Genomic DNA, 14,864 nt, shown 5'->3' with positions numbered 1-14,864 from the left:
ATTATTAAATCAAATATATATTAAATATATGCAAAGGAGTGAATAAATGGAAGGAACAGGTATAAAAAGTAAGGAAAATTTATATAAAGATTTTGAATTAATGGATTCATTTAGAATAGTAATATATTCAATAGTAGGTATATTTATATTTTTTATACCTATAAATATAAATGGACATACAAATACAATTTTATATCATATGTACTTTTTTATACAAGAAAAGTATATAGAATTAATTAAAATATATATTTTTATAATGGTATCTATAGGAGCAATATTGCCAATACTAAAATATAAAGATAAAGATTGTGATATTTTTAGTAATATAATTAAATGTATAAAACCTATAAGTATAATATTTATACTTATAATTTTCTCAAAAAAAGATTATAACTTATATAGTGATGATAGTTTACTATTTATGCAAGATTTAGTATTAAAATCAGTTATATTACTTTCACTAAGTTCTATATTTATGCCACTTATAACTGAATATGGTCTTTTGGATATAGTAGAAGCGTATTTTCATAAGTATATGAAAAAAAATTTTAAGCTAAGTGGAAAATGCATATTAAATATTATGATATATTTATTTATAGATACATTTAGTGGTATGTTTATGACAAATAAATTATATAAAAAAGGAAAGCTAAGGCATAATGAAGCTTGTATATTAGTTTCATGTTTTTCTTTTACTAGTATAATCAATTACTTTTATATAGCTGATGAATTAAAATTAGAATCTAAATTATTAACAATGATTATATCTTTATTTTTAAGTTTATTTGTAAACTATTTAGTATGTAGAATATGGCCATTAAAGAACAAGAAAAAGTCTTACTTAAATAAAACATCGTATAAAGAAAGTAATTTTAAAAAAGATAAATTTAAAAATGCTGTAAGAAAATATTTATTAAATAAGGAAAATAATAAGTTATCTACACTTATGATAGATAGTTTTAAAGAATCATTTAATATAATTATGACAATATTACCAAATTTAGTTATAATTATATTTATAGGAGAGTTTTTAATAAATAATACTGGATTAGTTAATACTATTAGTCATATTATACAACCGATTATGGAACTGCTAAAATTACCAAATAAAATACAATTAAGCGAGTGTATATGTTTAAGTTTATTTAATGCTAATAGAGTTATAAAGTTTATAAATAATGATATATCTAATATATCGATTTTTATAATATTTGTTATATCTATTATGCAAACGATATCAATAACTGGTAATATATTATATTCAAGTGGAATAAACATACCATTAAAAAAAGTAGAATTCATAATAATTGGTATGGAGAAATTATTAATAACTCTAATATTAATATCTTTAGTTTATTATTTAAATTTAATTTATTTATAGATAATAGGAGGTTTAGATTATGGATTATAAATCTGATTTAGTAAAAAAGTATTTAAATGATGTATTAAACATACCTAGTCCATCAGGATATACTCAAAACATAATGGAGTATATAAAAAAAATTTTAGAAACACATAATGTAGACTATAAAGTTACAAATAAAGGAGCTATAGTTGCGACTATAGAAGGGGAAGATACAGAATATCAAAAAACTTTATCTTGTCATGTAGATACGTTAGGAGCTATGGTAAAAGAAATTAAATCTAATTCAAGATTAGCACTAACTCAAGTTGGCGGATATATGATGCACTCTATTGAGGGGGAGTGTTGTAAAATACATACAAGAGATGGTAAGGTTTATGAAGGTACTATACAAACTACTAAACCATCTGTACACATACATTCAGATGCTAGAGAATTACAAAGAATTCCAGCTAATTATGAAGTAGTTATAGATGAAGAAGTATTTACAAAAGAAGATACTCAAAAGTTAGGAATAGAAGTAGGGGATTTTATATCTTTTGATCCAAGAGTTAAAATGACTGATTCTGGATTTATTAAATCTAGACATTTAGATGACAAAGCTTCAGTAGCAGCAGTTTTATATATAATAGAATATATAAAACTTGTTGGTATAAAACCTAAAAATACTATAAATTTCTTCTTTAGTAATTATGAAGAAGTTGGTCATGGTTCATCAGCAGCTATACCAGAAAAAACAAAAGAATTTATAGCGATTGATATGGGATGCCCTGGAGAAGGCCAAAATTCAACTGAGTATGATGTATGTATATGTGCAAAAGATTCAGGTGGGCCGTATGATTATGAGTTAACTACTAGACTTATAAATTTAGCTAAGGATAATAATATAGGATATAAAGTTGATACTTATCCAAACTATGGTTCAGATGCAGGGGCTATGATAAGAGCTGGATATGATGCCAAAACTGCTTTAATAGGTGCTGGTATATTTGCATCACATGGATATGAAAGAACAAATATAAAAGCTATAATAGAAACTATAAAACTAATAATGGAATATATTAAATAATAAAAAAGCTGTTAGACATATTATATAGTGTCTTAACAGCTTTTTTGCTAGCATTTGAAATGAGGTATGAAAAAATATTTAACATAGTATTGTGTAATGCATAGTATTGTGTTAATATAAAAATATGATAATTAAACAAGGTACTGTATAAAGCATAGTAGTTTGTTTATTGTAGAAAGGATAGAGTATATGAATACACAATTTAAAAAAGGTGTTTTAGAAATATGTGTGCTAGCTCTTATACATAAAAAAGATATGTATGGATATGAGATAGTACAAAATATATCTAAAGTAATTGAAGTTAATGAAGGAACTATATATCCTTTATTAAGACGACTTACAAAAGAAGGTTACTTTGAAACATATATACTAGAATCAAGTGAAGGGCCAGCAAGAAAATATTATAAAATAACTGAGCTTGGTAGAGATAATTTAATAAATCTTAAACGTGAATGGAAAAACTTCACTAGTGCGGTAGATTATCTTATAAATTTAGATTAAGGAGGTAGTTGTGTTGAATAAAAGAGAGTTTTTAGAGATATTAAAAGATTACTTATCTAATCATTTTTCAGATGATGAAGTTAATGATATATTAAGAGATTATGAAGAATACTTTATAGATGGCGAAATAGAGGGAAAAAGTGATATACAAATAATTGAGTCATTGGGGTCTCCTAAATCTATAGTAAGGGATTTGGTAGATGAAATGAATTCAAGCAAGATAAATTCAAGTAACAAAAGATTTGATAAAATTTATGATAATTTAAATAAAATTAAATTAAAATTTAGAGATAAGTATCAAAAATCAAAAGAAATTATAAATAATAAATTAACTCCAGACTTAAAAAATGATGAAGAAGGATTATCAACTAAACTTATAAAAATACTTTTAACAGTATTAAGTACAGGGTTAGTATTTATAGGAGTTTTATTTGTATTATTTATGATTTTTATAGGTATAGGAATAATAGCATCAAATATTGCATTCGTTACATTAATAATAACATCAGGTCCATTATTTGCTTTAGATAAATCTATAACTTTATTGATAATATTTACAAGTATAACTATATTAGGGTTTGATATTTTGGGAATTCAAGTATATATATATTTATTAAAATTAGGAAAAAAATTATATAAGCGTTATATAAATTGGCTAAAGAATAAAAAGATATATATAAATGCAAAAGAAAGAAAAGTAAATTATAAAGGAGATGATATAGATGAATAAAAAAATAACAGTATTTGCGGTTATATTAATTGTAATAGGAATTATAGGAACTATATCATCAGCAGTGAATGCCGTTCCATTTGCAACAAATTATGTAAATGAAATTATAAAAAAAGCCAATGAAGAAGTTAAGATATATGAAAAGAAAGTAGATATAAATAAATTATATATAGAAACTAAGAATTTAAATGTTGAGATAAGAAAAAGTGACTCAGATAAACTTATAATAAAACAAGTAGGTAACTTAAGTACTAATTCATTTACTATAGATGAAAATAATAAGGAATTTAAAATAAAATCAAATAATGAAAATAAATATTTAGATTCAAAAATACAAGGATTTGGTGATGCTATATTAAATATGATCAATAACTCTTATAATAAAATTATAGTATTTGTTCCAAATCATGTAGATATAAAGGTTAGAACTAGTGTTGGAGATTTAATAGTAGAAAATAAAGATGTGTTACTTAATAAAATAGAATTTAACACTTCACAAGGTCAAATTATACTGCCTAAAGAAAGTAAAAATCTAGAAAATTTAAAAATTAGTTCTATGGGAACTATAAATCTAAAAGTTAGTGAACTTTTAGGAATAAAAAATATAGATATAAGTACTCAAGATAGTGTTTATATAGAATCTACGCCAGATGATATATTTGTAGATAATATAGAAAGTTTCATACCAGAATCTATAAATATAATAACATCTAGTAGAGATTTTGATACTATAGATATAAAATCTAATATACCTATTGCTAAAAATTTAAATATAGATAATAAATCAGGAAATGTTTATTTAGATTTACCTGTAGATCGTTATAATATACATTTTGATTTAAATTCATTAAAAGGTATACATTTTGATAATGAAAATCAAGATGTTGAATCTGATAAATTAATAAATAAATTTGAAGGTAGTTTTAGAGACCAAAAAGAAAATGAATTAAAATATAATGTATATGTTAACTCAGATAATATAAATGTATATAAAAAATAATATAATTGAAATTAACTAAAGGAGCTTTTCAAAAGCTCCTTTATTATTTAAAAAACATTATTACTATTTTTATTAGTTAAATAAGAAGCCATAGCAAGCATTCCAATTCCTAATGTAAATTTAGCTTGTTGCTTGATTGCATATTTTGCAACAGGTACAGTTATTTTTCTAGTTTTAGGACTAATTAAGCTTACTCCTGTCAATACTGTTGCAGAAGCTGCTGTAGCGGTTATAACAGGATGTTGTTTAGCATAATCCTTTACATAGTCAACTGTAGTTTTAGGTTCATCAAAACACTCATAACTAATACCACAGCAATCATCATTATAATAATTTACTTTAGAATTGTCTTTTTTTTTAACATATTTTCCATATCTTCTGTCATTTCATTAGCTTTATCTACTATATCGTGAGCTAATGTATTAGTTTTTGATAAAAGTTCATTAGCTTTATTATCAGCTTTTTCTATATACTCTTGTCCTTTTTTTGTATAATCATCAATCTGATTATTAATTTTATTGTTATCCAATTAAATCACTCCAATCAACTATAATTTTATGTTTTGATAAATCTTTATTCAATAGTATATTATGCAATAACTAATATTTTATAGTAAGAAAAAAATAAGTTTAAAGGTAATTTATGTATAACTTTTAGATTTTATTAGTAACCAGAAAAAGCTACTTTCATATAATTATTATTAAGCATATTAATTTGCTTAGTTAAAATAAAAATACAACAAAGGAGTTTTGACTATCTATGACTATTATGAGAAAAAAGAAAAAATCTAATAATAGCTGTGCTATGAATTCAGGTTGTCATTGTAAAAAAGAGAAAGATACTTACTGTGAACCATGCAAAAAGCCAGTTTATAAAAAGTGCGATCCATGTAAGAAAGTAGATCCATGTAAAGATTATGATATGCATAAAAAACATGATATGTCTTGTTGTCCTCCAGGACCATGTGAAGACTGTGAAATAAAATTTGACGATACATGTGTTAAGCTAGCTCAACAAGCTGAAAAACTTTTCAAAAAAGCTTTAGACTGCGAATGTTTAGCAGTTGAATCATATGAAGAAGCTAGAGAATTTGATAAAAAAGCTAAAGCACTAGAAGCTAAAGCAAAAAGATTGGCTAAAGAATCTGTAGAAAATGAATGTGAAGCTGAAAAACTAAGAAGACAAGCAAATGACCTTTTATGCAAATCAGAAGAACTTTGCGAAAAAGCTAAATGTTTATACAAAGAAGCAGAAGCTGCAGGGGATGAGGCTGAGAGATTCTGTGAAAAAGCTAAGTGTTTATATGAAAAAGCGCAAAATGAAAATGAACAAGCAAAATGCTTATATTCTCAAGCTATGAAGTGTGATGAAAAAGCTATGAACTGTTATAAAGCAGCAGGAGAAAAAATAAAAGAGTATGAAGATAAATCTAAAAAATGTGAAGATATGATGAAAAAATGTCAAGATAAAATAAAAGGATGCTATGACATGGATGATTGTAAGAAAATGAAAAAAAGCTGTTATGTTGATTTAGGAATAGAAGAACCTTGCAAGCCTAAATCTTGCCATGATAAACACGACAAGTGTGATAAAAAATATAATAAGCATGATAAATGTGAAGATAAATATGTTAAGTGTGGTAAAAAAATGAATCCAAGTTGTGGTTGCGAAGTTAAATATGTATGCCCAACATACACTCAAAAACCTAAGAAAGAAATGAAGAAAAATAACGAATGTGAATATGGATATTATGATATGTTTGATAAATGTAATAAAAAAAATGAGTATTATTATGAAGATAATTACTGTGATTTAGATGATATCACTTTAATAAAAGAAGAAGAGACTGGACTATATATAAATCCAATATATAATATGGAGCCAATGCAATACATGGGAGATTTTGCTTGTAAGTACCCATCTATGGATGAACCATATATGCATATGGATAAAATGGGAATGGAAGAAATGCAAGATATGTGGATGAATTACTATATGTATATGCAAAATATGATGCAAAACATGATGCAAAATATGGAAGATTAATAATAAATAAATCAAAGCTCATAGTTAAGACTATGAGCTTTGATTTATTTATTGTAAAATAAGATTGAATAAAATTTATTTATATTAAGAGTAGGGGGCAATTAACATGAAAATTTTTAAATGTAGTTTTTATATATTAATTATAGGTGTAATACTTGTATTTGTTATTGGGTGTGATAAAAAAGACGTTAAAGATGTAAGTAATAATAATAAAATTAGTATTGATAAGAAAAAAGAGGAATTTACTCCAGTTTTTAAAAAAGAGGATATACCAAAATCTGTGTATGAAAAAATGTTGGGTAAGTCTATTCCTAATAAAGATTTAGTGGACATAAGCCAATTATCTTATTTAACAATTACATATTATGGATTTGATGATAAACCTCATATAGGAGAAATGATAGTTAATAAATCAGTTGATAATGAGGTTTTAGATATATTTAAAGAGCTTTTTGAAAAAAAATATCCAATAGAAAAAATGAGATTAATTGATGAGTATAATGCAGATGATAATCTAGCAATGAAAGATAACAATACATCTGCATTCAACTATAGAGTTATAGAGGGATCTAATGTATTATCTAATCATGCTAAAGGTTTAGCAATAGATATTAACACACTTATAAATCCTATGGTTAAAAATGGTCAAGTAAGTCCTAAAGAAGGAGAAAAGTATATAGATAGAACGATTAATGTCAAAGGAATGATAAAAAAAGGAGATGCATGTTACGAAGCATTTATAAAGAGAGGATGGACTTGGGGTGGAGATTGGAATACTTTAAAAGATTATCAACATTTCGAAAAATAAAGGAGATTATTTTTAAATAATCTCCTTTATTTTAAAATTTTATGGAATAATATTTTATTTAGTTAATTCAGCTTCTATTTGTTTATATAAATTTTCCATCATAGTGTTAAAACTGCGATTAGATTTCATATAATTAGAAACTAAAGGATGATTAAAAAATTTATCATAATCTCTATTTAGTTGACTTATTTTTTTTGATGCATCTTCAATTTTATATCTTGAATATATTAAATTTTTCTTTTTAACGTACTCATCAAATTGCTTTTTCAAAGATGCATTTTTATCTAACTCTTTTTTTGCTTTATTCATAGATTTAAACTCATTACTACTCCTAATGCAAAAAGCTAGTTCTTTTGCCTTTTCATTTATATTCAAATTATTTTCCCCCTTTAGAATTAAACAAAAAATTTGATGCCTATAAATTATTTTATAAAAAATATTTAGAAGTGTTACCAAAACTATAAAATTAAATTTGTATCAAATTTAATTTTATAGAATAGTATATATTATGAAACAAAAAGACCTATAAGAACTATACAACGTGGAAAAGAGACCTTTTTACAAGGTCTCTTTTATATTACACAAGTTATTATATTTTCATCTATTATATTTTCATTTATATCACTTGGGAATAAGTCTTTAATGAAAATATTTCTTAAAATTCCATGTTCATTTTTTTGTTGAGTCTTAAATTCAAATCCTTTGCTTATTATATTGTTAAGACTATGTATATTATCAACAGCAGAAACTGTAACTATATATTTTTTCTGTTGTGATTTAGCTATATCTATTCTTAAATCAAGTAATTTACTTTGTAAAGAATTGCCTCTATACATAGGATGTACCATAACAAAACCTGATATAAATGTATTTTTTATATCTTCTATGGAAATACCTAAAGAAGATAAAGTTTCTAAATCATTTATGTTAGGAACATCACAAAGAGCACAAGCAATAAGTTCTAAACCTACATAACAACCAATTATAAATCCACCATTTTCTATTGTTTTTTTCAAAGAGTCATAATCTCTATTTTTTAACCAATTTTTATTATCCATAGAATTACTTACTTCTTCATATAGTTTTGATATATCACCAAAATTTTCCTCACTTAAAAAACAGATATTTGCATATATATTATTAGTAAGAACATTATTTACTTTAGATAGTTTAACTTTTGTTAGCAACTAAGCACCTCTTTCCTTTGATTTAATGTTAGACAATTATACCATAAATTTGATTATATTTGATTAAAAAAATGTAAAAACTATAAAAAATATTATAATAGCTTTAAAATACTCCATATTCTTAAGCTTAAGTCTATTATTTGATAGGAGGCACAAATTTGAACTCAAGAAAAGAAAAAAACAAGAAAATAAGGAAAATACTAGTTTTAGTAGGTGTTTTTATAATTAGTACTATAACTTTAATACAAGCAAACAAAGAAAATATTAATACCTTTATAAGAAAAGGAGCTTCTACAAAATTAGAAGAGGATTCAGAGATTTCTAAATTCCAATTGTTACTTGAAAATTTATTTGATAATAGAAATAAAGCTATATTAACTAAGAATGATGAAGTTTTAAAAAAGCTATATGATATAGATCATAAATTTGGACTTTGGGCATATGAACAAGAAGTTACAAAAATGAAATATCTAGAAAATTGGTCATATAAACAAGGTGTTAAATTTAATGATATAAAAACTAGAGTTAAAGTTCGAAAAGTTAAAGAAAAAGAAGAAAATTTATATGGAATAATATGTGCAGTATCTACAGAATATAATTATTCATATGAAAATCAATTAGATACTAAAAATATGTTTAGAATAGGTACTTATCATTATCTTAATATGAGAATAGTAGATAATGAATATGTAATAACTAAAGAATGGTATACGGATCCATTTGCTGATTCATTACATCTAGACAATATAAAATCTGATGATATTAGAAATTATATTTTATCAAAGGAAAATCAACCAATAAGTTTAACTAATGAACAAACTAAAGCAATGGAATATGCTCACAAATATTGTGGAGCAGCAGCTGATGAAGAACATGGAATGAAATTTAATCCAAAATATAAAGATTTTAACCCAGATGGAGGAGACTGTGCAAATTTTGCTTCTCAAATAATGTATGAAAGTAAAAGATTTAAGAAAAATAGAATTTGGAATTATGAAGGTAATTCAGGAACTAAAGCCTGGGTAAATGCACAAGGATTTAAAAATTATTTATTAAATAGTGGAAGAGGGAGTTTAATATCTAAAGGATCTTATGAAGACGTGTACAAAACTGCTTACAATATGAGGCCTGGAGATATAGTAGCATACGAAAAGGGTGGAAGGATAACCCATGTATCTACTGTAACAGGATTAGATTCAAGAGGGTATCCACTTGTTACATGTCATAATACTGATAGATTACTAGTTCCATGGGATTTAGGATGGAGTGATAAATCTATAAGATTTCATTTAATAAAAGTTCATTATTAATAAAAATTAAAAAGTAGCTACTCTTTTAGGGTAGTTACTTTTTAATTTAAAAGGTTTTTATAATATAACAAAATCTAATTTATTTTAATATTGGTTAATATATGGTAAAATGATAATAAATATATTTTAATTTAGACTACTTATTAGGAGGTTCAGTATTTGAATATACTATTTTTTATAACACCCAAAAGTGAAGTAGCATATATATATGATGATTATACGATGAGACAGGCATTAGAGAAAATGGAGTATCATAGATACTCTGCTATACCTATTATAAATCGTAGTGGAGAATATGTGGGGACTATCACAGAAGGAGATCTCCTATGGTATTTGAAAAACGATTTGAAGTTAGATTTAAAAGCTATAGAAGATGTATATATATGTGATATAAAAAGACGAATGGACAATAAGCCTGTATCTATAAATGCTAATATAGAAGATTTAATATCTAAATCTATGAATCAAAATTTTGTTCCAGTTATAGATGATCAAAATATTTTCATAGGGATAATAAAAAGAAGAGATATAATTGAATATTGCTATAAAAAGATAAAGTCTTAAAAATCAAAAGAGTAACTTAAAATATTAATTTAAGTTACTCTTTATTTATATAAATATATTAGTCATTAAATTTAACCATATCTGTATATTTAGATTTTAAATCATTTATCTTTGAAGAATAAACTTCATTTTGTTTTTGATACATTAAGCTTTTAGCTATGTCATCTTTAACTTCATCAAGTTCAGATTGTCCACCTTCATTTCTATCTTCAACTTTTATTAAGTGATATCCGAATTGAGTTTTAACTGGACCTTTAACTTCTCCTTTGTTCATAGAAAATACTGCTTCTTCAAATTCAGGAACCATTTGTCCTCTTGGGAAAGTGCCTAAATCACCATCAGCATCTTTAGATGGACAAGAAGAATGCTCTCTAGCAGCTTCTTCAAATGATATTTCATTGTTATTTATTTTATTTAATAATTCATTAGCTTTTTCTTCGTTATCAACTAGTATATGTTTAGCTGATGCAGTTTCAGGTTTAACGAATCTAGTTTTATTAGCTTCATAGAAATTAGCTATTTCTTCATCAGTTAATTTAACTGATGCTAATACTCTGTTTATAGAATATTGCTTTAACATATTTTCTTCTATCTTTTTCATTTCAGCTTTAAAGTTTTCATCGTTATGTAAATTTTCTTCTTTAGCTTCAAGATAGAATAACTCTTGATTAACTAAATCTTCTAATAATCTTTTTTTGCCTTCTTCATTATTAAATTGCATAGCTTGGTATGGATCTAAGCTTTTTAAAGCATTTTCAATATCAATATTAGTTATTTCTTTTTCTCCAATAGTAGCTAAAACTTTTCTTTCCATAATATTAACTCCTTTGTAATTTGTTTATTATAGTATTAACTATTAAAATAAATAATATCAAAAAATTCTAGATATGTCTAATATTTCAAAACTAGTATCTTAAAAGCATAAATATCATTAAAATAGAAGCTATTATTCCAACAACTCCTTCTTCTAGCTTATATTTATGAACTTTAATTATTGATATATACATATATATAATTAAAAATATTAACTTTAATAAAAATCCAAATATACTAACTGAGAACATATAATAGGTATATGATGAAAAAATAAAGGATATGAGAGTAACTAATTTATAAAAAATCTCTATTTTATCTTCATAAATTTTAGTATAATTCATATAAGCTATATAAGTTACTATATATGTTATGCAAAGAGACGTATATATGATGAATAAAGATGAAGATAATTTGTTAAATTTATTATCTGTTAGTATAATACCTACGAACCAAAATATAATCCAAAATGCAAGAAATAAGAATTTAAATATATTATTGAATAAATTTAGTTTATTATATTTATTTGCCGTACTCAAACTTATCACTTCCTAACATTTAATCTATAAGATTATATACAAAAATTTTAAAGATATTCAATACAAATTTAATATGTATATATAATTATAACTATTAATTTATTTATTAAAAATATATATTAATAAAATTTCATAAAATATTCACATAAATCTTATGCTTTATAAATAATATATTAATAAAATATATAATAGGGTGATGTATATGTATAGATATTATACTAATGGAGTTTGTTCAAAATCAATTTTATTAGATTTAGATGGAGACATGTTAGTTGATGTTATATTTGAAGGAGGGTGTGCAGGAAATTTATTAGGAATTAAAAATTTAATAGAAGGTAAAACAATAGATGAAATAATAGAAACATTTGAAAGAATACCGTGTAAAAACAGAGAAACATCATGTCCGGATCAGTTAGCTAATGCACTAAAAATATATAAAAAATACGTACTAAATGAGTAAAAAAAAGCTTCTACTTTTGCATAAGTAGAAGCTTTTCCTTTAAATTATTTATCTAGTTACAACTATAGCTATTTTTTCATCTTTATTATAACTTATTTGTACTAATTGATTTTTCTTAACTTTCTCTAAGTCTTCTCCACCATATTTTATTTGTAGTTTATCAACTTTTTTACCTTGTTTTATTATAGCAACATATTCTTTTTTACCTTTTTTCTCAAGACTTATTAAGTTACCTACAAAAGGTTTAAAGTTTTGATACTTATCACCTTGTTTTTTAATATAGAAGTAAGCTCCCACAGCTAAAGCTATTTCAACACCAAATAAAACCCAGCCATTAACTTTTAAAGCTATACCACCAATCCAAATAACTAACATTATAATCATAGGTATAATACTTTTTCTAAGTAATAGTTTTCCCATTATTTCATTAGCCTTTTTTTCTGGACCAGTCATTGTTTTTGATCTAGCATATGATTGTGCAAATTTGTCCTTTAAGCTCATATTAATCCTCCTAGATTGTTTCAAATTTAAATTATGATAACAAGTCATGCTTGAAATTTAAAATATATTTATATTATGTACAAGTTTCATATTTAAATTTATATTCAAGCAAGTATAAATATATAACATATTTTATCATAAAAATATTAAAAAGAAAATAAAGGAGAATGTAAAATTTTAACGTAAAATAAAATTTTATCTTAATAAAAGTTTATAATTTTTATTATTTTATATTAAATTATAAAAATGTAACTTATGTTACAGAAAATAATCTGAAATTATTATAATATTAAAACACAGATAATTAAAACAAAATACGAACGATATATCAAAAGGAGAATTTAAAATGAAAATAGATAAAAACATATTAATAGGGGAATTAATAAGCAAAAAACCAGAATCTGTAGATGTACTTATGAAGTATGAAATGGGATGTTTAGGATGTCCATCAGCTCAAATGGAAACTTTAGAACAAGCAGCATATATACATGGAATAGATTTAGAAGAATTATTACAAAAACTGAATGAAATATAAAAATAAAAAAAGATACTTCGGATGCGGAGTATCTTTTTTTATTTTTATATAAATTTTATGATTATTGTATAGACTTTATTTAAAAATAGGATTAATATATTAAATGTTGCAACAATTAGTTTTGGAGGGAAGTGTTTAAGTGTTACCAAAGTTATTTAAAATGATAAAAGAAAATGAATTAACAAAAGAGCAAGTAGGTAAAGATGTAATAGCTGGAATTATAGTTGCTATAATAGCTCTTCCTTTATCTATAGCCTTAGCAATATCATCTGGAGTATCTCCAGAAAAAGGACTTATAACTGCTATATTTGCAGGATTTATAATATCTTTTTTAGGTGGGAGCAAGGTTCAAATTGGTGGGCCAACAGGAGCATTCGTTGTAATAGTTTATGGTGTAATTAAAACTTATGGAATAACAGGACTTATAACTGCTACAATGATGGCAGGAGTTATATTAGTAGTTATGGGATTACTTAAATTTGGATCTTTAATAAAATATGTTCCACAAACTATAACAGTAGGATTTACTAGTGGTATAGCAGTAACATTACTTACAACTCAGTTAAAGGATTTTTTTGGATTTAAGATAAAAAATGTACCAGCTGAGTTTATAGGTAAAATAGGAAGCTATATACAACATATATCCACTTTCGATATAGCATCATTTCTAATAGGAATAGCTTGTATTTTTATATTAGTTTACTGGCCTAAGGTAAACAAGAAAATACCAGCATCAATAATAGTATTAATACTATCTACTTTAGTAGTAAATTTATTTAACTTACCAACAGATACAATAGGGACTAGATTCAATGAAATATCATCATCTATACCAAAACCACAAATACCACATATAGACTTACAAACAATTACAAAATTAATAAAGCCGGCTATGACTATTGCTTTATTAGGTGCAATAGAGTCACTACTTTCATGCGTAGTTTCTGATAATATGATAGATGACAAGCATGATTCAAATATGGAATTAGTAGCACAAGGACTTGGGAATATAGCTTCTTCAATATTTGGAGGAATTCCAGCAACTGGAGCTATAGCTAGAACAGCAGCTAATGTTAAAAATGGAGGAAGAAGCCCTATATCAGGAATGGTACATGCTATAACATTATTACTTATAATGGTTATACTAATGCCTCTTGCTAAGCTTATACCTATGACTACGTTAGCAGCAATACTTATAGTAGTTTCTTACAATATGGGAGAATGGTCACATTTTAAAGAATTGTTATCTTCAAGCAAATCTGATGTTTTAGTATTAATTATAACTTTTACACTTACGGTAGTATTTGATTTAGTATTTGCAATAGGTGTAGGTATGGTTGTTCATTATATACTTAAATTTGTAAAAGATAGAAATGAAAAAGCAGAAGATGAATTAGAAGCTGCTTAATGTATATTATTTAAATTTCTATATAATTAA

At 24.6% G+C, this 14,864-nt stretch carries 18 protein-coding genes and 1 pseudogene; 12 read left to right on the top strand and 7 right to left on the bottom strand.

What is annotated here, in order from left to right; all coding sequences use genetic code 11:
• The first annotated feature begins 46 nt into the window (after positions 1–46).
• From H8891_RS08155 to H8891_RS08135, 5 genes and pseudogenes are all read left to right on the top strand, one after another.
• Positions 47–1,381 (top strand): hypothetical protein, encoded by a 1,335-nt coding sequence (locus H8891_RS08155; protein ID WP_187006047.1) that lies wholly within the window; start codon positions 47–49, stop codon positions 1,379–1,381.
• Positions 1,382–1,400: 19 nt separating this feature from the next.
• Positions 1,401–2,432: a M42 family metallopeptidase gene (locus tag H8891_RS08150; RefSeq protein WP_187006046.1), complete on the top strand. Its 1,032-nt coding sequence runs from the start codon at positions 1,401–1,403 to the stop codon at positions 2,430–2,432.
• Between the two features lie 189 nt (positions 2,433–2,621).
• Entirely contained in the window at positions 2,622–2,933 is a 312-nt protein-coding gene (locus H8891_RS08145) for a PadR family transcriptional regulator (protein WP_187006045.1), read from the top strand.
• A gap of 13 nt (positions 2,934–2,946) precedes the next feature.
• Positions 2,947–3,114: pseudogene (locus H8891_RS15715) on the top strand (DUF1700 domain-containing protein); the annotation flags it as partial.
• A gap of 541 nt (positions 3,115–3,655) precedes the next feature.
• Positions 3,656–4,663: a DUF4097 family beta strand repeat-containing protein gene (locus H8891_RS08135; RefSeq protein ID WP_187006043.1), complete on the top strand. Its 1,008-nt coding sequence runs from the start codon at positions 3,656–3,658 to the stop codon at positions 4,661–4,663.
• Between the two features lie 47 nt (positions 4,664–4,710).
• On the opposite strand, the gene H8891_RS08130 is transcribed toward H8891_RS08135, so the two are convergent.
• Entirely contained in the window at positions 4,711–4,866 is a 156-nt protein-coding gene (locus H8891_RS08130; RefSeq protein WP_187006042.1) for a hypothetical protein, read from the bottom strand.
• Positions 4,867–4,997: 131 nt separating this feature from the next.
• Positions 4,998–5,192 (bottom strand): hypothetical protein, encoded by a 195-nt coding sequence (locus H8891_RS08125; RefSeq protein WP_147543354.1) that lies wholly within the window; start codon positions 5,190–5,192, stop codon positions 4,998–5,000.
• Between the two features lie 230 nt (positions 5,193–5,422).
• Here H8891_RS08125 and H8891_RS08120 point away from each other — a divergent pair, with 230 nt between their 5' ends.
• Positions 5,423–6,709, top strand: a complete 1,287-nt coding sequence (locus H8891_RS08120; RefSeq protein ID WP_187006041.1) for a hypothetical protein — start codon at positions 5,423–5,425, stop codon at positions 6,707–6,709.
• 106 nt (positions 6,710–6,815) lie between these two features.
• Positions 6,816–7,517: a M15 family metallopeptidase gene (locus H8891_RS08115; RefSeq protein ID WP_187006040.1), complete on the top strand. Its 702-nt coding sequence runs from the start codon at positions 6,816–6,818 to the stop codon at positions 7,515–7,517.
• Positions 7,518–7,571: 54 nt separating this feature from the next.
• Here H8891_RS08115 and H8891_RS08110 read toward each other — a convergent pair whose 3' ends face one another.
• A complete protein-coding gene (locus H8891_RS08110) occupies positions 7,572–7,892 on the bottom strand; it encodes a YlbF family regulator (RefSeq protein ID WP_147543357.1) in 321 nt (106 codons plus the stop codon).
• 197 nt (positions 7,893–8,089) lie between these two features.
• On the bottom strand, positions 8,090–8,704 hold the full coding sequence (locus H8891_RS08105; protein ID WP_187006039.1) for a GNAT family protein: 615 nt from the start codon (positions 8,702–8,704) through the stop codon (positions 8,090–8,092).
• A gap of 158 nt (positions 8,705–8,862) precedes the next feature.
• On the opposite strand from H8891_RS08105, the gene H8891_RS08100 reads away from it, so the two are divergent.
• Positions 8,863–10,014: an amidase domain-containing protein gene (locus H8891_RS08100; protein WP_187006038.1), complete on the top strand. Its 1,152-nt coding sequence runs from the start codon at positions 8,863–8,865 to the stop codon at positions 10,012–10,014.
• Positions 10,015–10,173: 159 nt separating this feature from the next.
• Positions 10,174–10,578, top strand: coding sequence for a CBS domain-containing protein (locus H8891_RS08095; RefSeq protein WP_187006037.1), 405 nt, complete (start codon positions 10,174–10,176; stop codon positions 10,576–10,578).
• A 58-nt stretch (positions 10,579–10,636) separates the two neighbouring features.
• Here the strand turns inward: H8891_RS08095 and H8891_RS08090 are convergent, their stop codons facing one another.
• Positions 10,637–11,392: a peptidylprolyl isomerase gene (locus H8891_RS08090; protein ID WP_187006036.1), complete on the bottom strand. Its 756-nt coding sequence runs from the start codon at positions 11,390–11,392 to the stop codon at positions 10,637–10,639.
• A 91-nt stretch (positions 11,393–11,483) separates the two neighbouring features.
• Entirely contained in the window at positions 11,484–11,930 is a 447-nt protein-coding gene (locus H8891_RS08085) for a hypothetical protein (RefSeq protein ID WP_187006035.1), read from the bottom strand.
• A 202-nt stretch (positions 11,931–12,132) separates the two neighbouring features.
• On the opposite strand from H8891_RS08085, the gene H8891_RS08080 reads away from it, so the two are divergent.
• Positions 12,133–12,390 carry a TIGR03905 family TSCPD domain-containing protein gene (locus H8891_RS08080; RefSeq protein WP_187006034.1) on the top strand — a complete coding sequence of 86 codons (258 nt, stop codon included), beginning with the start codon at positions 12,133–12,135 and terminating at the stop codon, positions 12,388–12,390.
• Between the two features lie 48 nt (positions 12,391–12,438).
• Here the strand turns inward: H8891_RS08080 and H8891_RS08075 are convergent, their stop codons facing one another.
• Complete coding sequence (locus tag H8891_RS08075; RefSeq protein WP_187006033.1) at positions 12,439–12,891, bottom strand: hypothetical protein; 453 nt, start codon at positions 12,889–12,891, stop codon at positions 12,439–12,441.
• A gap of 346 nt (positions 12,892–13,237) precedes the next feature.
• Here H8891_RS08075 and H8891_RS08070 point away from each other — a divergent pair, with 346 nt between their 5' ends.
• Positions 13,238–13,426 (top strand): DUF1858 domain-containing protein, encoded by a 189-nt coding sequence (locus H8891_RS08070; protein WP_187006032.1) that lies wholly within the window; start codon positions 13,238–13,240, stop codon positions 13,424–13,426.
• 139 nt (positions 13,427–13,565) lie between these two features.
• Positions 13,566–14,834 carry a SulP family inorganic anion transporter gene (locus H8891_RS08065; RefSeq protein ID WP_187006031.1) on the top strand — a complete coding sequence of 423 codons (1,269 nt, stop codon included), beginning with the start codon at positions 13,566–13,568 and terminating at the stop codon, positions 14,832–14,834.
• The last annotated feature ends 30 nt before the right edge of the window (positions 14,835–14,864 follow it).

It is taken from the genome of Paeniclostridium hominis (genome assembly GCF_014306135.1).
Classification (GTDB): domain Bacteria; phylum Bacillota; class Clostridia; order Peptostreptococcales; family Peptostreptococcaceae; genus Paraclostridium; species Paraclostridium hominis.
This window is presented reverse-complemented; position numbering and strand designations above follow the sequence as displayed.

What these genes read in the sequence shown, in the direction of transcription:
- H8891_RS08155 (WP_187006047.1), top strand. Translation starts at nt 47, where the DNA reads ATGGAAGGAACAGGTATAAAAAGTAAGGAAAATTTATATAAAGATTTT.
- H8891_RS08150 (WP_187006046.1), top strand. Translation starts at nt 1,401, where the DNA reads ATGGATTATAAATCTGATTTAGTAAAAAAGTATTTAAATGATGTATTA.
- H8891_RS08145 (WP_187006045.1), top strand. Translation starts at nt 2,622, where the DNA reads ATGAATACACAATTTAAAAAAGGTGTTTTAGAAATATGTGTGCTAGCT.
- H8891_RS08135 (WP_187006043.1), top strand. Translation starts at nt 3,656, where the DNA reads ATGAATAAAAAAATAACAGTATTTGCGGTTATATTAATTGTAATAGGA.
- H8891_RS08120 (WP_187006041.1), top strand. Translation starts at nt 5,423, where the DNA reads ATGACTATTATGAGAAAAAAGAAAAAATCTAATAATAGCTGTGCTATG.
- H8891_RS08115 (WP_187006040.1), top strand. Translation starts at nt 6,816, where the DNA reads ATGAAAATTTTTAAATGTAGTTTTTATATATTAATTATAGGTGTAATA.
- H8891_RS08090 (WP_187006036.1), bottom strand. Translation starts at nt 11,392, where the DNA reads ATGGAAAGAAAAGTTTTAGCTACTATTGGAGAAAAAGAAATAACTAAT.
- H8891_RS08080 (WP_187006034.1), top strand. Translation starts at nt 12,133, where the DNA reads ATGTATAGATATTATACTAATGGAGTTTGTTCAAAATCAATTTTATTA.
- H8891_RS08075 (WP_187006033.1), bottom strand. Translation starts at nt 12,891, where the DNA reads ATGAGCTTAAAGGACAAATTTGCACAATCATATGCTAGATCAAAAACA.
- H8891_RS08070 (WP_187006032.1), top strand. Translation starts at nt 13,238, where the DNA reads ATGAAAATAGATAAAAACATATTAATAGGGGAATTAATAAGCAAAAAA.